This is a genomic window from Paracoccus fontiphilus (genome assembly GCF_017356265.1).
In the GTDB taxonomy this organism is placed as follows: Bacteria; Pseudomonadota; Alphaproteobacteria; order Rhodobacterales; family Rhodobacteraceae; genus Paracoccus; species Paracoccus fontiphilus.
Map to the genome: position 1 here is coordinate 25,094 of NZ_JAFNAW010000026.1, position 21,673 is coordinate 46,766.

25 protein-coding genes are annotated in these 21,673 nt (G+C 67.9%); 12 read left to right on the top strand and 13 right to left on the bottom strand.

What is annotated here, in order from left to right; genetic code table 11:
* Window positions 1-3: 3 nt before the first annotated feature.
* Window positions 4-750 (bottom strand): DUF1013 domain-containing protein, encoded by a 747-nt coding sequence (locus J0F76_RS10790; protein WP_207469151.1) that lies wholly within the window; start codon window positions 748-750, stop codon window positions 4-6.
* Window positions 751-904: 154 nt separating this feature from the next.
* Here J0F76_RS10790 and J0F76_RS10795 point away from each other — a divergent pair, with 154 nt between their 5' ends.
* Complete coding sequence (locus J0F76_RS10795; protein ID WP_207469153.1) at window positions 905-1,552, top strand: ribonuclease T2 family protein; 648 nt, start codon at window positions 905-907, stop codon at window positions 1,550-1,552.
* A gap of 231 nt (window positions 1,553-1,783) precedes the next feature.
* Here the strand turns inward: J0F76_RS10795 and J0F76_RS10800 are convergent, their stop codons facing one another.
* Window positions 1,784-2,779 (bottom strand): NAD(P)H-quinone oxidoreductase, encoded by a 996-nt coding sequence (locus J0F76_RS10800; protein ID WP_207469155.1) that lies wholly within the window; start codon window positions 2,777-2,779, stop codon window positions 1,784-1,786.
* Window positions 2,780-2,788: 9 nt separating this feature from the next.
* Window positions 2,789-3,445, bottom strand: a complete 657-nt coding sequence (locus tag J0F76_RS10805; protein WP_207469165.1) for a COQ9 family protein — start codon at window positions 3,443-3,445, stop codon at window positions 2,789-2,791.
* A gap of 95 nt (window positions 3,446-3,540) precedes the next feature.
* Here J0F76_RS10805 and rpsU point away from each other — a divergent pair, with 95 nt between their 5' ends.
* Window positions 3,541-3,747 carry a 30S ribosomal protein S21 gene (rpsU, locus tag J0F76_RS10810; protein ID WP_103173489.1) on the top strand — a complete coding sequence of 69 codons (207 nt, stop codon included), beginning with the start codon at window positions 3,541-3,543 and terminating at the stop codon, window positions 3,745-3,747.
* Window positions 3,748-4,012: 265 nt separating this feature from the next.
* Here the strand turns inward: rpsU and J0F76_RS10815 are convergent, their stop codons facing one another.
* Window positions 4,013-4,474: an Lrp/AsnC family transcriptional regulator gene (locus tag J0F76_RS10815; protein WP_207469167.1), complete on the bottom strand. Its 462-nt coding sequence runs from the start codon at window positions 4,472-4,474 to the stop codon at window positions 4,013-4,015.
* Between the two features lie 132 nt (window positions 4,475-4,606).
* Between J0F76_RS10815 and ald the strand changes: the two genes are divergently transcribed.
* On the top strand, window positions 4,607-5,749 hold the full coding sequence (gene ald / locus J0F76_RS10820) for an alanine dehydrogenase (protein ID WP_207469169.1): 1,143 nt from the start codon (window positions 4,607-4,609) through the stop codon (window positions 5,747-5,749).
* Window positions 5,750-5,753: 4 nt separating this feature from the next.
* Here ald and mscL read toward each other — a convergent pair whose 3' ends face one another.
* The 3 genes from mscL to J0F76_RS10835 form a co-directional block, all read right to left on the bottom strand.
* Window positions 5,754-6,227, bottom strand: coding sequence for a large conductance mechanosensitive channel protein MscL (mscL, locus tag J0F76_RS10825; RefSeq protein WP_278250417.1), 474 nt, complete (start codon window positions 6,225-6,227; stop codon window positions 5,754-5,756).
* A 139-nt stretch (window positions 6,228-6,366) separates the two neighbouring features.
* Entirely contained in the window at window positions 6,367-6,993 is a 627-nt protein-coding gene (locus J0F76_RS10830) for a DsbA family protein (RefSeq protein WP_207469173.1), read from the bottom strand.
* Complete coding sequence (locus J0F76_RS10835) at window positions 6,987-7,532, bottom strand: DUF721 domain-containing protein (protein WP_207469174.1); 546 nt, start codon at window positions 7,530-7,532, stop codon at window positions 6,987-6,989. Before J0F76_RS10835 ends, J0F76_RS10830 begins: the two co-directional genes overlap by 7 nt.
* 85 nt (window positions 7,533-7,617) lie before the next feature.
* On the opposite strand from J0F76_RS10835, the gene J0F76_RS10840 reads away from it, so the two are divergent.
* Together J0F76_RS10840 and J0F76_RS10845 are read left to right on the top strand one after the other, a co-directional pair.
* Window positions 7,618-8,643 (top strand): A/G-specific adenine glycosylase, encoded by a 1,026-nt coding sequence (locus tag J0F76_RS10840; RefSeq protein ID WP_207469176.1) that lies wholly within the window; start codon window positions 7,618-7,620, stop codon window positions 8,641-8,643.
* A 10-nt stretch (window positions 8,644-8,653) separates the two neighbouring features.
* Complete coding sequence (locus tag J0F76_RS10845) at window positions 8,654-9,793, top strand: alkane 1-monooxygenase (RefSeq protein ID WP_207469178.1); 1,140 nt, start codon at window positions 8,654-8,656, stop codon at window positions 9,791-9,793.
* Here J0F76_RS10845 and J0F76_RS10850 read toward each other — a convergent pair.
* Complete coding sequence (locus J0F76_RS10850) at window positions 9,790-10,284, bottom strand: L,D-transpeptidase family protein (protein ID WP_207469180.1); 495 nt, start codon at window positions 10,282-10,284, stop codon at window positions 9,790-9,792. The genes J0F76_RS10845 and J0F76_RS10850 overlap by 4 nt on opposite strands.
* A complete protein-coding gene (gene ribA, locus J0F76_RS10855; protein WP_207469182.1) occupies window positions 10,281-11,339 on the bottom strand; it encodes a GTP cyclohydrolase II in 1,059 nt (352 codons plus the stop codon). The genes J0F76_RS10850 and ribA overlap by 4 nt, the downstream gene beginning before the upstream one ends.
* 136 nt (window positions 11,340-11,475) lie before the next feature.
* Between ribA and J0F76_RS10860 the strand changes: the two genes are divergently transcribed.
* A complete protein-coding gene (locus J0F76_RS10860; protein ID WP_207469184.1) occupies window positions 11,476-12,162 on the top strand; it encodes a response regulator transcription factor in 687 nt (228 codons plus the stop codon).
* A gap of 153 nt (window positions 12,163-12,315) precedes the next feature.
* A complete protein-coding gene (gene map / locus J0F76_RS10865) occupies window positions 12,316-13,071 on the top strand; it encodes a type I methionyl aminopeptidase (RefSeq protein WP_207469186.1) in 756 nt (251 codons plus the stop codon).
* Window positions 13,072-13,249: 178 nt separating this feature from the next.
* On the opposite strand, the gene J0F76_RS10870 is transcribed toward map, so the two are convergent.
* On the bottom strand, window positions 13,250-14,224 hold the full coding sequence (locus J0F76_RS10870; RefSeq protein WP_207469188.1) for a glutathione S-transferase family protein: 975 nt from the start codon (window positions 14,222-14,224) through the stop codon (window positions 13,250-13,252).
* Between the two features lie 52 nt (window positions 14,225-14,276).
* Complete coding sequence (locus tag J0F76_RS10875; RefSeq protein ID WP_207469195.1) at window positions 14,277-15,593, bottom strand: MFS transporter; 1,317 nt, start codon at window positions 15,591-15,593, stop codon at window positions 14,277-14,279.
* Between the two features lie 149 nt (window positions 15,594-15,742).
* Here J0F76_RS10875 and J0F76_RS10880 point away from each other — a divergent pair, with 149 nt between their 5' ends.
* The 5 genes from J0F76_RS10880 to J0F76_RS10900 all read left to right on the top strand — a co-directional run bounded on the left by J0F76_RS10880 (window position 15,743) and on the right by J0F76_RS10900 (window position 19,101).
* Window positions 15,743-16,528, top strand: a complete 786-nt coding sequence (locus J0F76_RS10880) for an exodeoxyribonuclease III (protein ID WP_207469203.1) — start codon at window positions 15,743-15,745, stop codon at window positions 16,526-16,528.
* A 149-nt stretch (window positions 16,529-16,677) separates the two neighbouring features.
* Window positions 16,678-17,592, top strand: a complete 915-nt coding sequence (gene trxA, locus J0F76_RS10885; protein ID WP_242690137.1) for a thioredoxin — start codon at window positions 16,678-16,680, stop codon at window positions 17,590-17,592.
* Window positions 17,593-17,600: 8 nt separating this feature from the next.
* Window positions 17,601-18,227 carry an LON peptidase substrate-binding domain-containing protein gene (locus J0F76_RS10890; protein WP_207469213.1) on the top strand — a complete coding sequence of 209 codons (627 nt, stop codon included), beginning with the start codon at window positions 17,601-17,603 and terminating at the stop codon, window positions 18,225-18,227.
* Complete coding sequence (locus J0F76_RS10895) at window positions 18,224-18,433, top strand: Trm112 family protein (protein ID WP_207469215.1); 210 nt, start codon at window positions 18,224-18,226, stop codon at window positions 18,431-18,433. Before J0F76_RS10890 ends, J0F76_RS10895 begins: the two co-directional genes overlap by 4 nt.
* Window positions 18,433-19,101: a rhomboid family intramembrane serine protease gene (locus tag J0F76_RS10900; protein ID WP_207469218.1), complete on the top strand. Its 669-nt coding sequence runs from the start codon at window positions 18,433-18,435 to the stop codon at window positions 19,099-19,101. Before J0F76_RS10895 ends, J0F76_RS10900 begins: the two co-directional genes overlap by 1 nt.
* Here the strand turns inward: J0F76_RS10900 and J0F76_RS10905 are convergent.
* The gene (locus J0F76_RS10905; protein WP_207469221.1) at window positions 19,090-19,755 is read right to left on the bottom strand and encodes a DUF2268 domain-containing putative Zn-dependent protease; all 666 of its coding nucleotides are present in this window, start codon (window positions 19,753-19,755) and stop codon (window positions 19,090-19,092) included. The two genes, J0F76_RS10900 and J0F76_RS10905, sit on opposite strands and share 12 nt — an antisense overlap.
* An 18-nt stretch (window positions 19,756-19,773) precedes the next feature.
* The coding region (locus J0F76_RS10910; protein WP_207469223.1) for a DNA translocase FtsK at window positions 19,774-21,673 on the bottom strand (1,900 nt) is incomplete at its 5' end.

A 21,673-nucleotide genomic window follows, 5' to 3' on the forward strand; every position in this document is an offset into this window, starting at 1 on the left:
GGATCAGCGCCCTTCGTCGTCCTCATCCTCGTCCGCGTCGGGCAGGTTGAAGAAGCTGTCGGCATCCAGGTCGGGCTCGGGCGTCTTTTCCTCGTCGCGCGTCAACGAGAAATTCTCCAGCCCGGCCATCGACGAGGGCAGGCGCGGCTCGTCGCTCATGGCCAGCGAGGTTTCGGTGCTGACCAGCTTGCGGCGCTCGTCATCGGTCATCACCTCGCCGGTGGCGCCGGCCTTCTTCGCGGCCTTCTGCACGGCGGCGTCCAGTTCGGTCTGGCGGCAAAGCCCCAGCGCCACCGGGTCGATGGGCTGCATGTTCTGGATGTTCCAGTGGGTGCGTTCCCGGATCGAGGCGATGGTGGGCTTTGTGGTGCCGACCAGCTTGGCAATCGCTGCATCCGGAAGCTCGGGGTGGAACTTCACCAGCCAAAGGATGGCGTTCGGACGGTCCTGGCGCTTGGACAAGGGCGTATAGCGCGGGCCTCGGCGCTTTTCCTCGCCCTCGGCGGCGGGGTTGTGCTTCAGGCGCAGCTTGTAGGTGGGGCTGGCCTCGCCCTTGCGGATCTCCTCGGCGTCGAGCTGGTGCGAGGCGACGGGGTCGTAGCCCTTGACGCCCGCGGCCACGTCGCCGTCGGCGATGCCTTGGACTTCCAGCTCGTGCAGACCGCAGAAATCGCCGATCTGCTTGAAGCTGAGCGTGGTATTGTCCACCAGCCAGACGGCGGTCGCCTTGGCCATCAGCGGCTTGCTCATGTCAATCTCCTTCGCGTGTCTGCCCCGAACAGCAGGTCTGAGGCCGGTAAAACGGCTTTTGGCGGGTGCCATTCCTCGTTTTCGGGGGGAATTGACGGGTGATATAGCGTTTTCGAGACCCGGGGAAAAGAGGATTCGCATGAAGGCAATGGACATGTGGCCGCGTACGGGGACAAGGCGCATCCTGTCCGTCCTGCTGGCCTTGTGGCCCGCCGCGGCTTCCGCCGACAGGATGGCGGGCGATTTCGACTACTACGTGCTGTCGCTGAGCTGGCAGCCAAGCTGGTGCCGGACGACCGGCGATGCGCAGGATGCCCGCGAATGCGCCAAGGACAGCGGGCGGGATTTCACAGTCCACGGGCTTTGGCCGCAATACGAGGACGGCTGGCCGGATTACTGCGCGACCGCCGAACGCGACCCGTCCCGGCACGAGGTTCAGGCCATGGAAGACCTGATGACGCCGGGCCTGGCCCTGCATCAGTGGAAAAAGCACGGCACATGTTCCGGCCTGTCGGCCGCGGACTATTTCGCCGCGACGCGTCGGGCGTTTCGGCAAGTGGCGATCCCCGTGCCCTTTGACGATCTGGACCGCAACCTGACCCTGCCGCCCCTGGTCGTCGAGGATGCCTTCATCGACGCCAACCCCGCCCTGTCCCCCGACGGCATCACCGTCACCTGCAAGGCCGAGGGGCTGCAAGAGGTCCGCATCTGCCTGACCCGCGATCTGGAACCGCGCGACTGTATGCCGGACGCCAGGCGGGATTGTTCGCGGGCGCGAGTGCTGATGGAGCAGGTGCGATGACAAGCCGGGGGCCAGCCCCCGGACCCCCGGGATATTTTCGCACAGAAGATGGACGCGTTCAGACTTTCTTAACACCTGCTAGGTTAAGCCTGTCATGCGGTACAGGCGGGGACGCCGATGACCGCCACAGGAGATGCCACAGACCTTGGGGACGGGTGCCCGCAAGGTCTGTGTGCCTGTCCGTCATCTTCTGTGTTTCAAATATCCCCGCCGGAGGCATCCGACCGTGCCTCAGACGTCGTCGCCAGCGACCTTCAGGACGATCTTGCCGATATGCTGGCTGCTTTCCATCCGGCGATGCGCTTCGGCCGCGTCCTTGAGGTCGAACTCGCTGTCGATGGTGACGCGGACCGAACCGGCCCCGATCAGTGGCCACAGCTTCTTGCGCAAGGCCTCGGCGATCTCGGCCTTGGCGGCATCCGATTGTGGGCGCAGGGTCGATCCGGTGACAGTCAGCCGTCTTGCCATGATCTGGGCGAAGTTCAGCTCGACCTTCGGCCCTTCCAGGAAGGCGATCATCACCAGGCGCCCGTCCGGCGCCAGCGCCTTGATGTTCTTCGGGATATAGCTGCCGCCCACCATGTCGAGGATCAGGTCGGCCCCGTCCTCGGCCGCCATGACCTTTGTGAAATCTTCGGTCCGGTAGTTGATCGGCGTGGCGCCAAGGGCGGCAATGGCTGCGCATTTCCTGTCGTTGCCCGCGGTGGCAAAGACCCGCGCGCCCAGGGTGCGGGCGATCTGGATCGCCATCATGCCGATGCCCGAGGTGCCGCCATGGACAAGGAACCGCTCTCCGCCCTTGAGCCCGCCGCGCGTGACGACGTTCGACCAGACGGTAAAGGCGGTTTCCGGCAGGCAGGCGGCTTCGCGCAGCGACAAGCCGGCGGGGATGCGCAGCGCGTGATCGGCGTGGCAGGCGACATATTCGGCATAGCCCCCGCCCGGCAACAGCGCGCAGACCTGCTCGCCCTTTTTCCAGCGGGTCACGCCCGCGCCCATGCCCACGATCTCGCCCGAGGCTTCCAGCCCCGGCAGGTCCGAGGCATCGGGCGGGGGCGCATAGCTGCCCTGGCGTTGCAGCACGTCGGGACGGTTCACGCCCGCATAGGCCACGCGGATCAGAATCTGGTCGTGTCGGGGAACGGGAACCGGGCGGCTGGCCAGCTTCAGGACGTCGGCATCGCCGGGGGCGGCGATCTCGACCGCGTTCATGGCATCGGGGAACATCGCTTCTCCTTACGGGCGGACACGGCCGGGCAGGTCGCGTGGGCGGGGGGCGCGGATCCAGCCCAGCGCCATGCCCGCCACGGTTTCGACGCCGGGCAGCTTGCGCAGGCTGGCCTTCAGCCCCTCGAACCGCATGACGCCGTCGATGCGGCGGTCAAGGAAGGCCCGTGTTTCGGCGTGGTCGGGCGAATCGTCGCCCAGCCAGAACAGCACCGTGGCGCTGATCACGGCCGACAGGGTGGCGCGCTTGGTGTACCAGTTAGCATCCTCCGACCGGTCGCCCAGACCCGTCCAGATCACATCCGCCGTTTCCCAGACCAGCCGGGCGGCAAGCGCCGCGTTCTGCGGCAGGGACAGGGTCGCGGCGCCCGCGCGGACCAGTTCGGCATCGACCAGCATCAGGCGGCGCCACACCGCCTCGGTTACGCGGTCGCGGAAGCGCCCGCCGGGCGGGGTCTGGGCCAGGCTGTCCCGCAGCATCGCGTCCGCGCGGCGGTGATACGCGGCGGCCAGTCCCGCGCCACCCTGGGGGAAATGCACGCGCGCCAGATCGCGCGACATGCCCAGGTCGCGCGCGCCCGCCATCAGGGCGCGGTCGTTCATCCCCTCGAAGGGAACATGGGTCAGGGCGGCGTCAAGAAGCGCGTCGCGGTCGGTTCGGGTCATAAACAGCCTCCGTCTGGACAAGCGCGCCCGGCTTTGATAGGGGGGCGCATCCTGCAATCTTTGCAACTCTAACCTAGGAAGGTGGTGACAACCACATGCAGGTCAACGTTCGCGACAACAACGTCGAACAGGCGCTTCGTGCCCTGAAGAAGAAACTTCAGCGCGAGGGCGTGTTCCGCGAAATGAAGCTTCGGCAACATTTCGAGAAACCGTCGGTCAAGAAAGCCCGTGAGCAGGCCGAGGCCGTGCGCCGCGCCCGCAAGCTGGCCCGGAAAAAGGCCCAGCGCGAAGGCGCCCTGTAAGGGGCGCGCGAAAGCGCACTGCAAGACGACGCGACAGCGTTTCAGCCAAACCCCCGCAGCGCAAGTTGCGGGGGTTTGCGTTTCCCTGACGGCACGGATGCAGATCCGGGGGATGCCGCGCCGCTTCGGGCAGGCCCGCATGGCTGCGCCATCGGTCATCGGCGGCACCCGGGGCGAAATGGCCGTTCTTCCGGGGCAGGATTGGGCGGGGTCGGGAAACGGGCGGACACAAGGCAGGGCCAAGCCGGGTGCGAGGCAGCCTTTGTCAGACCGGGATCGCCGTGGTGCGGAACACCGTGCGCAGCGCGAAGGAGGAATGCATCTGCGCCACCCCCGGCAACCGCGCCAGGTGCTGGCGATGGATGCGGGCGAAGTCGTCGGTATCCTCGACCACGATCTTCAGAAGATAATCGGCGGTCCCGGCCATCAGGTGGCATTCCAGCACGTCGGGGATCGCGCGCACGCCCTTTTCGAACGCCTCCAGCACCTCGTCGGCCTGGCCCGACAGGGTGATTTCGACGAACACGGTGGTCTGGCGGCGCAGCTTGCGGGCATCCAGCAGCGCGACATAGCCGTGGATCACGCCCGCTTCCTCAAGCCGCTGGACGCGGCGGTGGCAGGCGGACGGCGACAGGTGCACACGCAGCGCCAGTTCCGCATTGCTGATTCGCCCTTCTTTCTGGAGAAGGGCGAGGATGCGGCGGTCTATTGCATCAAGATCGGACATGGCGCGATATTCTTCGACGAAACGGGCCGATGCCAGCCGTTTCTTGATAGCAACGCCCCTTGGCGGCCAAAGCTTCGCAGCACCTTGCGGCCAGGCGGTGCCACACTGGTTCAAAACCAGGGAGGATGCACCATGAAGATCGGATGCCCGAAAGAGATCAAGCCGCAGGAGTTCCGCGTGGGCCTGACCCCCGCCGCCGTGACTGAGGCCGTCGGGCGCGGCCACGAGGTCTTCGTCGAAACCGGCGCGGGCTTGGGGGCGGGCTTCACGGATGCGGATTACGCCGCGGCCGGCGCCGACATCGCGCCGGATGCCCGCTCGGTCTTCGACGCGGCCGCCATGATCGTGAAGGTCAAGGAGCCGCAGGCGCCCGAGCGGCAGATGCTGCGCGAAGGGCAACTGCTGTTCACCTATCTGCACTTGGCCCCCGACCCCGACCAGACGCGCGACCTGCTGGGATCGGGCGTGACCGCCATCGCCTATGAGACGGTGACGGACGCGCCGGGCGGCCTGCCCCTTCTGGCGCCCATGTCCGAGGTCGCCGGACGCCTTGCCCCGCAGGTCGGGTCATGGGCGCTGCAAAAGGCGAACGGAGGACGCGGCGTGCTGCTGGGCGGCGTGCCGGGCGTGCGGCCCGCGAACGTGGTCATCATCGGCGGCGGCGTGGTGGGCACGGCGGCGGCGCGGGTGGCGGTCGGCATGGGGGCGAACGTGACCGTGATGGACCGGTCCATTTCCCGGCTGTCCTATCTGGACGACATCTTCATGGGCCGCCTGACCACGCAATATTCCAGCGCGGCCGCCACCGCCGACCTGATCGGAACGGCCGACATGGTGATCGGCGCCGTGCTGATCCCCGGCGCGGCGGCGCCCAAGCTGGTCACGCGCGCGCAGCTTGGCACCATGCAGCCCGGCGCGGTGCTGGTGGACGTGGCCATCGACCAGGGCGGCTGCTTCGAAACCTCGCGCCCGACCACCCACCAGGACCCGATCTACGAGGTGGACGGGATCGTGCATTACTGCGTGGCGAACATGCCGGGTGCGGTGGCCCGGACCTCGACCCAGGCGCTTGGCAACGCGACGCTGCCTTTCGTGCTGGCGCTGGCGGACAAGGGCTGGCGGGGGGCGATCCAGGACGACCCCCATCTGCGGGCGGGTCTGTCCACGCATGGCGGCCGCCTGACCTCGCCCCCGGTGGGCGAGGCCCTGGGGCTGGAGGCGATCACGCCGGATCAGCTTCTGGCCGAACCGGCGCGGGTCACGCGCGTCGGATGAGGCCTCAGATCCGCGGCTCGGGATGGTCGACCCAACCGGTGCGGTCGGCCAGCAGGTCGCGGATCTGGGCCAGCAGTTCCTCCTGGGTGGGGGCGGTCACGACAACCTCCTCCTCTTTTGGCCGGGCTGCCATGCGCTGCAGGCGGTTCACGGCCTTGACCAGCAGGAATACCGCCCAAGCGATGATCAGGAAGTTCAGCACCGCCATCAGGAAGGCGCCATAGGCGAAGATCGGCGCCCCGGTGTCGCGCGCGGCGGAAAGGCTTGCATTCTCCGGCACGGCGATATCGCTCGGCAGCACGAAATAAAGGTTCGAGAAATCGACGCCGCCGGTCAGCACGCCGAGGATCGGGTTGATGAGGTCGGCCACCACCGAATTCACGATCGCGGTGAAGGCCGCGCCGATGATGATGCCGACGGCAAGGTCGATGACGTTGCCGCGGGCGATGAACTCTCGGAATTCTCTGATCATGGGCAGCAATCCTTTGTGACATGCGCCATACCGGCGCCACGGGAAGCATGAGGCCCGCACCGCCAAAAATCAATTCCCGGTGATCGCATCGGCCTGCACGGGCAGGATCGGCCCGCCCTGTAAGCAGGGCGGGCCGCAGGGGGGATCAGTCGGCCTCGGCCAGCTTGGCGTCGATGACGCCCTTCATGTCTTCCCAAGGCTGGTTCGAGACCTTCTCGCCGCCGATGATGAAGGTCGGCGTGGCCTCGATCTCGTCGGCGGTGGCGTTCTGCTGGAAGGTCGCGATCAACTGCTCGGCCTTGGCGGTGTCTTCCCAGCAGGCGGTCATCTGGTCCTCGGTCATGCCGGCCTTCAGGCCGATCTTGCGCAGGTTCGCGGCGATCTCCTCGCCCGTGCCGCCGGAAAGCCATTCCTGCTGTTCGGTGAACAGCATGCTGGACACGGGATAGAACTTCTCGTCCCCGCCGCAGCGCGCCAGAACCCCCGCCCAGAGGCCCGGCTGGTCGAAATAGACGTCGCGCTGGATGAACCTGACCTTGCCGGTATCGACATATTCGGTCTTCAGCTTCTGGAAGCTTTCGGTGTGGAAATTGGCGCAATGCCCGCAGGTGAAGCTGGCATATTCGATGACGGTCAGCGGCGCGTCGGCATTGCCCAGCACGATGTCGGGCAGGGTTTCCGCCTGCGCGGCCGGGGCGGGCGCGGCTTCCTGGGCCATCGCGGCAGGGGCTAGGGCAAGCGCCACGGCGGCTGCGGCAGAGCGGATCAGCATGGAAAATCCTTTCGGTGGTTCCGGTCTCGTTTGGTTGCGATGTTCAACGCCAGCCGGGCCATCGCCTCGGCCAGCGTGGGGTCCTGGAACTGGCTGGCGACCTGGTCGGCGGCCTGGCGGCTGACCGGGTCGGGAATGGCAGGCTTGGCAGGCGCGGCGGCAAAGACCGCCTGCCCTTCGGCGAATCCGCTGGCGGCGGTCTGGGTCAGGGTGATCCGCTGCACGGCGTTGTAGCCGTAGCAGGCGTTCACACGGTCGCGCAACTGCGGCAGCTGCATCTCGACCAAGGGGGCGACGGGGCCGGCGGTCAGCAGCGTCAGGGTCGCGCCGAACCCGCCGCGCGCGTGGCTGATGCGCACGGGCCGGGTCATGGCGGCAAGCTGCGGGCCCGCGATCTCGGGCCAATGGGTCAGCAGGCGGGCCACGGCGAAGCCCCGCCCCTCGGCCGCCTTCTGCACCCGGTCGGCCAGCAGGGTGGCGGCCTGCTGGAAGCCGCGCCTGCGTCGGCTTGGGGGGGTGCGGTCCGGCGCCTGTGCCATCTTTGCCTGTCCTGCTATCACCCCCATATCCTTAATCAGCCCCGCCCCGGGATGAAAGCACGTCAAACAAGCCGAGGACTGATAATTGCGTGACACCAAGGTGATCGCCCCTACCCTGCTGGACTGGTACGACCGCCATGCCCGCACCCTGCCCTGGCGCGTCCCGCCCGGCGGCGGCGCGGCCGATCCCTATCGCGTCTGGCTGTCCGAGGTGATGCTGCAGCAGACAACCGTGGCGGCGGTGAAGGCCTATTTCGAACGCTTCACGGCGTTGTGGCCGACCGTGCAGGATCTGGCGGCTGCCGACGATGCGCAGGTGATGGCGGAATGGGCGGGGCTTGGCTATTACGCCCGCGCCCGCAACCTGCTGGCCTGCGCCCGCGCGGTGACAGCGGGGGGCGGCTTTCCCCTGACACGGGAGGGGCTGCGGGAACTGCCGGGGATCGGCGCCTATACCTCGGCCGCGATCGCCGCCATCGCCCATGACGCGCCGGAAACCGTGGTCGACGGCAATGTGGAACGCGTCGTCGCGCGGCTGTTCGCGGTCGAGACCCCCCTGCCCGCCGCCAAGCCCGAACTGGTGGCGCTTGCCGAAACGCTGACGCCGCAGGAACGCCCCGGCGACTATGCGCAGGCGATGATGGACCTGGGCGCCACCATCTGCACGCCGCGCAGCCCGGCCTGCGGCATCTGCCCGCTGATCCATGACTGCGACGCCCGCGCCCAAGGCATCGCCGCCAGCCTGCCGCGCAAGGCGCCCAAGACCGCCAAGCCTGACCGCACCGGCATCGCCTGGGTGGGCCGCCGCGGCGACGCCCTTGTGCTGGAGCAGAGGCCCGCAACGGGACTGCTGGGCGGGACGCTGGCCTTCCCTTCGGCCCATTGGGACGGGCGCGACCTGCCGCCGCCCGGCGCGGCGGACTGGCGGGCGGTCGGCCATGTCCGCCATGTCTTCACCCACTTCAACCTGTCGTTGCAGGTCATGGTCGGCGATCTGGACGCGGCACCGGCGCGCGGCCACCTGGTTCCCCTGCGGCAAATCGACCGCGAGGCCCTGCCCGGGCTGATGCGCAAGGTCTGGGACATGGCGCGGGCCGAGATCGCCGCGTAACATCGCGGGCATGAGCGATTCTACCTCAAGCAGATTGCCCGCTGCGGCGCCCTTCTGGATGTCGCTGGTCATGCTGCCGCTGGTCGCGCTGGCGGCGGTCCGGGGCGGCTTCTGGTGGGCGCTGCTGCCGGCCTATGCCTGGTATCTGACCACCGCCCTGGATGGCGTCCTTGGCCTGAACGAGGCGAATCCCGACCCGCAGACCGAAACGGCGCGGCTGTTCTGGCATCGCGCCGTCACGATCATCTGGTTCCCGCTGCAATTCGCGGCGATCTTCGGGTCGATCTGGCATGTGTCCCATGCGGGCCACCTGTCGGGGCCGGAAAAGCTGGGCCTGTTCTTCGGCGTGGGCGTGCTGTCCGGCACCATCGGCATGGTCTATGCCCATGAACTGCTGCACCAGAAGACCGCCGTGGAACGCTGGATGGGCGACCTGCTGCTGGCCTCGACCCTTTATTCGCATTTCAGGACCGAGCATCTGCTGGTCCACCATGCCTGGGTGTCCACCCCGCGCGACGCGGTCTCGGCGCGCTACAACGAGGGGTTCTACCGCTTCTTCTGGCGCGTCCTTCGCGACGGTCCCGCCAGCGCCTGGCGGGCGGAAACCCGGCTGCTGGCGCGGGCCAAACGCAGTCCCTGGGACCGGCGCAACCCGTTCTGGCGCTATGCCGCGCTGCAAGGGGGGATGATCGCGCTGGCGCTGGCGCTTGGCGGCGCGCAGGGCCTGCTGCTGTTCGTCTTCCAGGCCTTTGTCGCCGTCTGGCAACTGGAGCTGACGAATTACGTCGAACATTACGGCCTGACGCGCAAGCACCTGGGCGAGGGGCGATACGAACATATCCTGCCGCGCCACAGCTGGAACGCCGGCCACACGGCGTCGAACTGGCTGCTGATCAACCTCCAGCGCCATTCGGACCACCACTACAAGCCCGACCGCCGCTTTCCCCTGCTGCAAACCTATGGAACGGACGAGGCCCCGCAACTGCCCTTTGGCTATCCAGCGATGACCTTCGTGGCGATGGTCCCGCCCTGGTGGCGGCGGCGCATGAACCCGCGCGTTCGCGCCTGGCGCAGGCAGTTCTATCCCGAGGTCGCGGATTGGGGACCCTATAACCGGGGCGAGCTGCCGATGCCCCGTAACGCGCTCTAGGGCACGATCACCCGCGTTCCCGGCCGCGCATGACGGGCGATCCGGATCAGGTCGGGGCGCGCGAAGGCGATGCAGCCTTCGGTCCCGAAGCCCGAACGCCGCCACTGGTGCAAAAAGATCGCCGACCCCCGGCCGGGCACGGCATCGGGCCAGTTCCAGTCCGTCGTCAGGATCAGGTCATACAGCGGATCGGCCCGGCGCAGCCTTTCGTGGCTGGCCGCCAGCGGCGCGCGGGCGTGGTGGTTGTAGGCCGGATGACCGGGCGCATCGCACCACAGGTCGCCTAGGCCGATGGGCCGCGCCCAGGGCGCAGGCCGTGCCAGCCGGTCGGGGCGATACCACAGGCCGGCGATCCGCATCACCCCCGCGGGCGTGGCGCCGTCGCCTTCGCGCTTGTCGCGCGTCACGCCGCGCTTGCCGATGCTGCACGGGAACAGGCGACCGCGAAAGCGCACCCCCTGCGGCGTCAGGACCAGATCGCCCGGACTCACAGCAGATGCCCCGACTTCTCGGCCTTGGTGTCCAGGTAGGCCTCGTTGAAGCGGTTGCGCCCGACCACCAGCGGCACCCGTTCGGTGACAGTGATGCCGTGGCTTTCCATCATGGCGACCTTGCGCGGGTTGTTGGTCATCAGCCGCGCCTGCGAAAACCCCATCCGCCGCAGCAGGGCCGCGCCGATGCGGAAATCGCGCTCGTCATCCTCGAACCCCAGGCGGTGGTTGGCCTGCACCGTGTCGAAACCCTGGTTCTGCAGCGCATAGGCGCGCATCTTGTTGGCAAGCCCGATGCCCCGCCCTTCCTGGTTCAGGTACAGCAGAACCCCCTGCCCCGCCTGACCCATGGCCGTCAGCGCCGCGTGAAGCTGGGGACCGCAGTCGCATTTCAGGCTGCCCAGCACGTCGCCGGTGAAGCAGGCCGAATGCAGCCGCGCCAGCACGGGCGCGTCGCGTGGCGGATCGCCGATCTCGATCGCGTAATGCTCGGCGGCACCGTCATCGGGGCGGAAGATGTGCAGCCGCGACCGTTCCGACGCGATCAAGGGCAGGTTGGCGGCGGCAACCGGGACCATCGCCGCCTCGTGCGCCAGTTGCGCCAGCAGCGGGCCGGGGGCGACCTGCGTCAGGCCAGGCAGGGGCTCCGTCGCGACCACCAGGACCGCCGGCAGAAGCTGCGCCGACTTCGCCAGCGCCAGCCCGGCCAGATGCGGGGTGGCGTCGCCCTCGTCTGCCGTGAACAGCGGCCCTTTCAAGGGATTCATCAGATCGGTCGAAGGATCGGCCATCGCCCGAAGCCAGCCATGATCCGCATCCGCCGGCACCACGATCCGCGCCACGCCGTCGCGACTGGCCCAGGACTTCAGCGTCACCGCCCGCCGTTCGGTCAACGCCAGCACCGGCCGGCCAAGCGCCCGGATGTCGGCCAGCCGCGCCGGGGCCAGCGTTTCGACCGCCGCGACCAGATGGCCGCCGATCATCACCGGCAGGCCCATGCGCAAGTCGGTGCGGGCGCGAGACACGACCTCGGTCAGGGTGGGGATCAGGCTCATGGATGGTCCCGGCCAAGTGAAACATTCTGAAACATATGCGCCTTTCCCGACAACTCCATGTGAGATTTCCGACATGATGCTGGACGACGCGGCACGCCTTGCCCACCTGATCGCGCAACAAGGTTGAGGAGGCAACATGCCCGGACTGAAAAAGATCCTGCTGGTCGACGACGAGGAAGACCTGCGCGAGGCCCTGGCCGAACAGTTGATCGCCACCGACGAATTCGACGTCACCGAGGCGGGCACCGGCGCGGGCGCCGTGGACGCCGCCAAGGGCGCGATCTTCGACCTGGTGATCCTGGACGTGGGCCTGCCCGATACCGACGGGCGCGAGTTGTGCAAGAAGCTGCGCAAGCTGAACGTCAAGTGCCCCATCGTCATGCTGACCGGCCATGACACGGACGCCGACACCATCCTGGGCCTGGATGCGGGCGCCAACGACTATATCACCAAACCGTTCAAGTTCCCGGTTCTGCTGGCACGGCTGCGGGCGCAGTTGCGCACGCACGAGCAGTCCGAGGACGCGATCTTCCAGCTTGGGCCCTATACCTTCAAGCCCGCGATGAAGATGCTGATCGACGGCAAGGACCGCAAGATCCGCCTGACCGAGAAGGAAACCAACATCCTGAAGTTCCTGTACCGCGCGCAGGACGGGGTGGTGGCCCGCGACGTGCTGCTGCACGAGGTCTGGGGATACAATGCGGGCGTGACCACGCATACGCTGGAAACCCACATCTATCGGTTGAGGCAGAAGATCGAGCCCGATCCCAGCAATGCCCGCCTGCTGGTGACGGAATCGGGAGGCTATCGGCTGGTGGCGTGACTGCCGGATCAAGTCGCAAGGCAAAGGCCCGGCCATTCGCCGGGCCTTTTCGCACCGGGGGTTGCTGTCGCCGCGGCAGGAACCGTCACGCGGGACAAGGCTGCCGATGGCTGCTAGGAACGGCGGATACGCTGCGCCGCTTTGAGAGGCAGGATGACGATCACGAACCAGGATGAACTGGACGGCCTGAAGGATATCGGGCGCGTCGTGGCCGATACCATGCAGGCCATGGCCAGGGCGATGGAACCCGGCATGACGACCAGGGAACTGGACGAGATCGGCCGCAGGATTCTGGACTGCGAGGGCGCGGTTCCGGCGCCCGAAGCCACCTATGACTTTCCGGGCGCCACCTGCATCAGCGTCAACGAGGAAATCGCCCATGGCATTCCGGGCGACCGGACCCTGCGCGCGGGCGATCTGGTCAACATCGATGTCTCGGCCTCCAGGAACGGCTACTTTGCCGATACGGGGGCGACATTCCCCCTGGGGCCTGCAGGCCCGTCCCTGGAGCGCCTGTGCCGCGATGGACGGCACGCGACGCAGATCGGCATCGCCCAGGTGGGCCACGGCAAGCCTCTGGCCGCGATCGGCAATGCCATCGGGCGGTTCGCGTCGGCACGCGGCTATACCCTGATCCGCAACCTCGCCAGCCATGGGGTCGGCCGGGCCCTGCACGAATACCCCGAGGAGGTGGCGACCTGGCCGACACGCGGCGACCGGCGGCGGATGCACAAGGGCCTTGTGCTGACCGTCGAGCCGTTCCTGTCCCGGGGCGGAACCTGGGCTGCCACGGGCGCGGACGACTGGACCCTTTACAGCGAGCCGCCGGCACCCGTTGTCCAGTACGAACATACCGTCGTGGCGACAAACCGGAGGCCGATCATCGTCACGCTGCCAAGCCAGGGCTGAGCGACGGATCGGTCCCGGAGCCCGTCAGCGGAATGTGCGTCCCCGCCGGGCTGCCCTCAGGAACCCCGGCCCAAGATCCGAGTTGTCAATCCGAAGCCCAGTGGTCGGCGGATGCGGCCACACTCTCTCCCTCCCTCTCTCTGATGCCCCGGCGTTTTCCCGCGCCGGGGCTTGCGTATCATCCCCGGCCATGCGGTTCGGTCCAGTCCATGTCCGGGCCGATGGGGATGATCCGGTGCGGGTTCACCATGTCGTGGCTGAAATAGTAGTGCCGCGTGAAATGGTCCGGCCGCACCGTCTCGGCCACGCCGGGCACTTGATACAGTTCCCGCGCCCATCCCCACAGATTCGGGTAGTCCACGATCCTGCGGCGGTTGCACTTGAAATGCGTGTGATAAACCGAATCGAAGCGCGCAATCGTGGTGAACAGCCGCCAGTCGGTCTCGGTCAGGCGGTCGCCGGCCAGATAGCGGTTCCCGGCCAGGATGCCCTCGATCCAGTCCAGGCTGTCGAACAGCGGGTGGACGGCCTTGTCATAGGCCTCCTGCGCCGTGGCGAAGCCCGCCTTGTAGACGCCGTTGTTGACCGTGTCATAGATGCGGTCGTTCAGGTGGCCGATCCCCTCGCGAAGGTCTTCGGGCCAATAGTCGTCCGTATTGCCGGTAAGCCCGTCGAAGGCGGAATTGAACATGCGGATGATGTCGCTGCTTTCGTTCGACACGATCCGGTCCCCGTCGCGGTCCCACAGCACCGGCACCGTCACCCGCCCCGAGGCCTTGGGATCGGCGCGCAGGTAGAGGCTGTAGAGGTAAGGCTCGCCGAACAGCCGGTCGCCGGTGGCCCCGTCGAAATCGGTCCGGAATTCCCACCCGTTCCACAGCATGTCGGGATGGACGACCGAGACGTCGATGTGGTCTGCCAGCCCCTTCAGCGCCCGGAAGATCAGCGTCCGGTGCGCCCATGGGCAGGCATACGAGACATACAGGTGATAGCGCCCGCTTTCCGCCTTGAAGCCGCCCTCGCCCGTCGGGCCGGGGCTGCCGTCGGCCGTCACCCAGTTGCGGTGCTTTGCCGTGTCGCGGACGAACTCTCCGCCGCTCGATCCCGTGTCGTACCATTCGTCCTTCCAGACGCCTTCGACCAGTTGGCCCATTGCCCTGTCCTCCTGTGATCGACAGGGCAACGGGCCGCAGCCGCCCCCGGTTTCAGGCGATGGCCTGATCGCGGGTTTCCGTCTTCACCAGCAGCAGCGCCAAGGCGCCCAGCAGCAGCAGGGCGGCAAAGACCCCGATGGCGAAGCCGAAGCCCTTGGCAAAGACGAAGGCCAGCAGGCTGGGCGCCAGGATGCCGCCCAACCGCGCCATGGCGCTGGCGGTGCCCATGCCGGTGCCCCGCAGGTGGGTCGGGTAAAGCTCGGGCGTGAAGGCGTAGAGCGCGCCCCAGGTGCCCAGCAACGCGAAGCTCATCAGAATCAGCGCGCCCGCGACCATCGCGGTGCCGCTGGCCACCGTGAACAGCGCGCAACCCGCGGCGCTGAGCAGCAGGAAGCCCAGCAGCGTCGCGCGCCGGCCCACCGCCTCGACCCCCCAGGCCGCCAAGGCATATCCCGGCACCTGCGCCAAGGCCAGCACCACCAGGAACGCGTAGCCGCGCACGAAGCCGAAGCCTTCCGTCGCCAGTTGCCCCGGCACCCAGACGAAGACGCCGTAATAGGACAGCGACACCAGGAACCACACCGCCAGCACGCCGATGGTCCGCGTCCGAAGCAGGTCCGAGAAGATCGAGGTTTCGGCCCCCGTCGGCACCGATGCCGGAACCAGTTCGGCATCCTGCGGCAGCGGCTGCATCCCGTTCGTGACCAGAACCTTGTCGATCACCGCCCTTGCGCCCGCCCCGTCACCCTTGCGGATCAGGTACATGGGCGATTCCGGCAGCCACAGCCGCAGGAAGATGCCGATCAGCGCCGGAATGGCGGCGACGGCGAAGATCCAGCGCCAGGGTGCCGCCGCCCCCTGTGCCACGGCGATCCAGGCGGTCAGCGCCACGACGATCGTGCCCACGGCCCAGAAGCCTTCCAGCCAGACCAGCCAGCGGCCCCGGTTCCGGGGCGGCAGGAACTCGGCCATCATCGCGTAGTCCACCGGCAGCGTGCCGCCCACGGCCACGCCCGTCAGGAAGCGCAGCACCAGCAGCAACGTGAAATCCTGCGCAAAGACCGAGGCCAGCCCGAAGATCGCATCCATCCCCACGGTCAGCACCAGGATGTTGCGCCGCCCGATGCGGTCCGCGATCCGGCCGAAGGCGAAGGCCCCCAGGAACATGCCCGCGAAGAACACCGTGCCGATCTGGAAGGCCGTCACCCGCTCGATCCCGAAGGTGGCGGCGACCGAGGGCGCGGCAAAGCCCACCGCGATCACCTGCATGGCATCGGCGGCCCAGACCAGACCGAAGATCCCCAGAAGCCGCCACTGGAACCGCCCGGCCCCGCCGCGCGCCAAAGCCTCGTCCACCGTCAGTCGCATCCTGTCCCCCTGGCTTGCCGGTCATTGCTTAGCCGCAGTTTCCCCGATCACCAAGCAGGGATTGATGTTTCACGCTTTTTCGCTGCCGCCGCGTCAACTCGACTCTGGCCGTTCCCGCCGCTAGGGTCCGCGCGCAAAGGAGCCAGCCCATGTTCACCATCGCCACCTGGAACATCAACTCGGTCCGCCTGCGCGAGGGGCTTGTGGCCCGCTTCCTGCGCGAGGAAGCGCCCGATGTCCTGTGCCTCCAGGAATGCAAGTCCCCGGTCGAGAAGATCCCCTTGGATCAGTTCCGGGCGCTTGGCTACGACTGGATCGTGGCGCGCGGCCAGAAGGGCTACAACGGCGTGGCGATCCTGTCGCGCCTGCCCTTGGAGGATGCGGGCGACCGCGACTACGCGCGCTTGGGCCATGCGCGCCATGTGTCGGCCCGGCTGGAAAACGGCGTGACGATCCACAACATGTATGTCCCGGCGGGCGGCGACATCCCCGACCGCACCGTGAACGAGAAGTTCGGCCAGAAGCTGGATTTCGTGGCCGAGATGCGCGACGTCTTCCACGCCGACAATCCCCGCAAGTCGATCCTGGTGGGCGACCTGAACATCGCCCCGCGCGAGGATGACGTGTGGTCCCACAAGCAGCTACTGAAGATCGTGAGCCACACGCCCATCGAGGTCGATCACCTGCTGTCGGCCCAGGACGCGGGCAGATGGGTGGACGTGACGCGCAAGGACATCCCCACGGGCCTCCTCTATTCCTGGTGGAGCTATCGCGCCGCCGACTGGGATGCCGCCGACAAGGGCCGCCGCCTGGACCACATCTGGGCCAGCGCCGACATTGCCAACGCCGCGCACGCCAGCCGCATCCTGCGCCCCTGCCGGGGCTGGGACCAGCCCAGCGACCATGTGCCGGTGCTGGCCAGCTTCGATCTGTAAGACCCTTTCACTTTGGCCCAAATATCCCACAGGGGGTCCGGGGGACGTGAAGTCCCCCGGCCTTGCCGCCTCAAACAACCCTTCCCCTCGCGCGCAGCAAACCCCATATTGCCGCCAACCGTTTTGGCCCAAACCACCCTGGGGACCCCATGACCATGCTTTTCGATGGCGCGACCGAGACGCCCAAGACCGCCGATTTCATCAAGGACGTGACCGAGGCGACCTTCATGGCCGAGGTCGTGCAGGCCTCCATGCAGGTGCCGGTGATCGTCGATTTCTGGGCGCCCTGGTGCGGCCCCTGCAAGACCCTCGGCCCGCAACTGGAGGCCGAGGTCGCGCGCCACAAGGGCCGGGTCCGCATGGCCAAGGTCAATGTCGACGAAAACCAGATGATCGCCGCGCAACTGCGCGTGCAGTCGATCCCCACCGTCTACGCCTTCTTCCAGGGCCAGCCGGTCGATGCCTTCCAGGGCGCGATCCCGCAAAGCCAGATCAAGCAGTTCGTGGACAAGCTGGCCGCGCTGTCGGGCGACGACGGCGGGCTTGCCGATGCCTTGGCCGCGGCCGAGCAGATGCTGGAGGAAGGCGCCTTCATCGACGCCGCCGAAACCTTCGCCGCCATTGCCGAAGAAGACCCGTCCAGCAACGATGCCTGGGCCGGCGTGGTCCGCGCCCATCTGGCCGCAGGCGACGCTGAGGCCGCGCAGGCCGCCTTGGACGCCATTCCTGCCCCCGCCGCGACCAGTGCCCCCGTCGAGGCCGCGCGCGCCCAGTTGCACCTGGCCCGCCAGGCCGCGAAGGCCGGACCGCTCGACGCCCTGCAGGCTCGCGTCGATGCCGACCCGGCCGACCAGCAGGCCCGCCTGGAATACGCGCAGGCCCTGCACGCCGCGGGCCGGGTCGAGGACGCCATCGACATCCTGCTGGACAGCTTCCGCCAGGACCGCGACTGGAACGAGGGCGCGGCCAAGGCGCAGTTGCTGACCATCTTCGACAGCCTCAAGCCCAACGATCCGCTGGCCCAGAAGGGCCGCCGCCGCCTGTCATCCCTGATCTTCGCCTGAACCGGGCCATGATGTTCCGCTTTGATCTGCCCGCGCGCATCCCGCTGTTCCCCTTGCCCGGGGCGGTGCTGATGCCCCGCGCGCGGATACCCCTGCACGTCTTCGAGCCGCGCTACCTGCAGATGCTGGACGATGCGCTGAAGACCGACCACCGCCTGATCGGCCTGATCCAGCCCGAGGGCGAGGGCCTGGCCGCGATCGGTTGCGCGGGCCGGGTAGTGGCATTCTCGGAAACGGACGACGGGCGGCAGATGATCTCGCTGCGGGCCGTGTCGCGGTTCCGGCTGGTCGAGGCGAAGGAAGGCTTCACCCCCTACCTTGTGGGCGACGTGGACTGGTCGTCCTTCGGCCGCGACATGAAGGGGTCGGAAGACGACCCGGCCATGGACCGCGGCGCGCTGTTCCCCCTTCTGCGCCGCTACATGGAGGCGCACGAGCTGTCCACCGACTGGGACGCGGCGGCCGACGCCCAGGACGAGGCTCTGATCAACTCGCTGTCCATGGTGCTGCCCTTCTCGCCCGGCGACAAGCAGGCGCTGCTGGAAAGCCCGACCCTGGCCGACCGGCGCGAACTGCTGCAGGGTCTGATCGAATTTGCCCTGCACGGCGGCGACAACGAGGAAAGACTGCAATGAACCGCCCCGATCACCCCGCCCCCGCCCAGCCCGGCTTCGACCGCCACATGCTGGAGGCCCTGGTCTGTCCCGTCACGCACGCCACGCTGTCCTATGACGCAGCGCGGCAGGAACTGGTGTCCCGGGCCGCGGGCCTTGCCTTCCCGATCCGCGCGGGAATTCCGATCATGCTGGTGGGCGAGGCCCGCCGGATCAAGGCGGAGTGATGACCGCCCGGTCGGACCCCTTCCCGGCCCTGCGGGACGAACTGCAGCCGCGCCTGCCCCTGTGGGTCAAGGTCGTGATCACCCTGTGCTGCGCGATCCAGGCCGCGTTCATCATCGCCGACCTGCTGGGCTATCCGATCCTGCGGCAGGCGGCGCTGATCTTCGGCGGGTTCTGGTCGCCGGTCCTCTGGGCAGGGCACGGGGTCTTTCCGGGTCACATCCTGACGATCTTCGTGACATACGGCTTTCTTCACGCCGGGCTGCTGCACCTGGGCATGAACATGCTGTCGCTGGTGGCCCTTGCGCGGGAACTGAACCGCCTTGTCGGCGCGGGGGCGATGGCCGCCGTCTACGCGGTCACGCAGGTCGCGGCCGCCCTGCTGTTCGCCGTGATGACCCCGGACGGGGGGCCGATGATCGGCGCATCCGGCGCGATCTTCGGGTTGGCGGGCGCGTTGATCGGCTTTGCGGCCGTGACGGGATGGCGCCGCCGCCGCCCGCTGGGACAGTTGTGGCGCGGCGTCGCGTTGATGGTCGTGCTGAACGTCGCCTTGACGGTCCTCATGCCCTCGATCGCGTGGGAAGCGCATCTGGGCGGAACCATGGCCGGGCTGGTCATGGGAGCGGTCCTGGCCGTAACCCGCAGCCCCCGCTTCTCAGCCTTCTGAATCCTCTGGATCGGCCTGACCTTCGGACGCGGCAAGGCGGCGCAGGGTCTGGCGGAACGGCTCGGCCGGGGCGGTTGCCAGCGACGCGGCCGAATCACCGGGGTTCTGCGCCAGATGATCGGCGACGATCCGGTGTCCCAGGCTATGGCCCGTTCCCCTGCGCAGGTCGCCCTTGCCCCCGAACCAGCGCCCATGGTCATGGTCGCGCCGCGCCCATTCGTTCATCGCCTGCCGCATCACCCCCTGCGCCGGTCTGACGCTGTCGATGGCGTCGGCCTGCCCGCCCATGACCTGCAGGACGAAATGCCCCGCCAGCCCTTCGCTGACCAGGGCCTCGCCCAGGGATTTGCCATAGCCCGGTCCGGTCCAGCGGACCAGATGCGCCATCTGGCGGACCAGGGTGCGGGTAAAGGCCGTGGGGTCGAAGCGGTCGGGGTTCAGCGCGATCTCGATCACGCCGGGGGCGGGGCACCGGCCCTGGATCGCGCCATCCGCCGTCCGGTCCGCCTGCGCGCGGATCACCAGATCGAAGGCGGGCAGGTCCGCATGGCGAGAGGCTTGGACAACCCCGTCGCGGCTGGCCTGCCGGACTTCGGACAGGACGCGCGTCAGGTCATGGCGCGCGTTCAGAAGATGGATGTTCCAGACGCTCATGGGCCGGATATACCGTCCTCACACCTCGGGGACCAGAACCTCGCGCTTGCCGACGTGGTTCGCGGCGGACACGACGCCCTGTTCCTCCATCTGCTCGACCAGGCGGGCGGCCTTGTTGTAGCCGATGGCCAGCTTGCGCTGGATATAGCTGGTCGAACACTTGCGGTCCTTGGCGACGATCATCACCGCCTGATCGTACAGCGCATCGTCGCCCCCGTCGCCGCCCAGGCCCAGAACGGCGTCGATGTCGGATGCGACCTCGTCCTCGGGCCCCTCGACCACGCCCGACTTGTAGGACGGCGGGCCGAAGGACTTGAGGTGCGTCACGACCTCCTCGACCTCCTCGTCGCTGACGAAGGGGCCGTGGATGCGGGTGATCCGCGCGCCGTTGCCCATGTACAGCATGTCGCCCTGGCCCAGCAGTTGTTCGGCCCCCTGTTCGCCCAGGATGGTGCGGCTGTCGATCTTGGAGGTGACCTGGAAGGAAATCCGCGTCGGGAAGTTCGCCTTGATCGTGCCGGTGATCACATCGACGGACGGGCGCTGCGTCGCCATGATCAGGTGGATGCCGGACGCGCGCGCCATCTGCGCAAGCCGCTGGATGCAGGCTTCGATCTCCTTGCCCGCGACCATCATCAGGTCGGCCATCTCATCGACGATCACGACGATATAGGGGAAGGTCTCGGGCTTGAACTCCTCGGTCTCGAAGACGGGCTCTCCGGTGTCCTCGTCGAAGCCGGTCTGGACGGTGCGCTTGAACATCTCGTTCTTGGACAGGGCCTCGCGGACGCGGCCGTTGTAGCCCTCGATGTTGCGCACGCCCATCTTGGACATCTTGCGGTACCGTTCCTCCATTTCTCCGACGACCCATTTCAGCGCGACGACGGCCTTCTTGGGGTCGGTGACGACGGGGGACAGCAGGTGCGGGATGCCGTCATAGACCGACAGTTCCAGCATCTTGGGGTCGATCATGATCAGCCGGCATTCATCCGGCGTCAGCTTGTAGAGCAGCGACAGGATCATCGTGTTGATGGCGACGGACTTGCCCGACCCGGTGGTCCCCGCGATCAGCAGGTGGGGCATCTTGGCCAGGTTCGCCACGACCGGATCGCCGCCGATATCCTTGCCCAGCGCCAGCGGCAAGGGCTGCGTGCCGTCCCCGAAGGCGCGGGACGCCAGGATCTCGCGCAGCAGCACCTTTTCGCGGCGCGCGTTCGGCAGTTCGATCCCGATCACGGTGCGGCCCGGCACGGTGCTGACCCGCGCCGACAGCGCCGACATGGACCGGGCGATGTCGTCGGACAGCCCGACCACGCGGCTGGCCTTCAGGCCCGGCGCGGGCTCCAGTTCGTAAAGCGTGACGACCGGGCCGGGACGGACCTCGGTGATCTGGCCCTTGACGCCATAGTCGTCCAGGACCGCCTCCAGCATCCGGGCGTTCTCGGTCAGAACCTCCTCGGACACCGTGTGATGGTCGCCGGCGGACGGAGCGCTGAGCAGTGCCAAGGGCGGGCGCTCATAGGTCGACAGCACATCCTCGAACGACAGTTCGGCCTCGGGCTCGGCTCTCGACGGGCGCGAGGGCGCGGCGGGTTTCTTCACCAAGGGCGCGGCGACGCGCGGCATCTGGGCCAAGGGCAGGTCGTCCTCGTCGGGCACGTCGCGCGGGCCTTCCCGCGTCAGGCGGGCCGCCACGGTGGCCAGGACCGAGGGCTTGCTTGACCGCGTGCGGATCGCGTCGTTGATCCGGCCGCTGACCTCCTCGGCCGAGGGCGCGTCGCCGTCGTAATCGGCATCGCGTTCGATCAGCTCGGGCTCGGGCAGGTCTTCCTCAAGCTCGAAGGCCGGGGGCGCGGACTTGCGCCGGGCCACGACGGGGCCGCGCGGCGCCGCGCCGGCTGCCGCCTTTCCGTCGCGC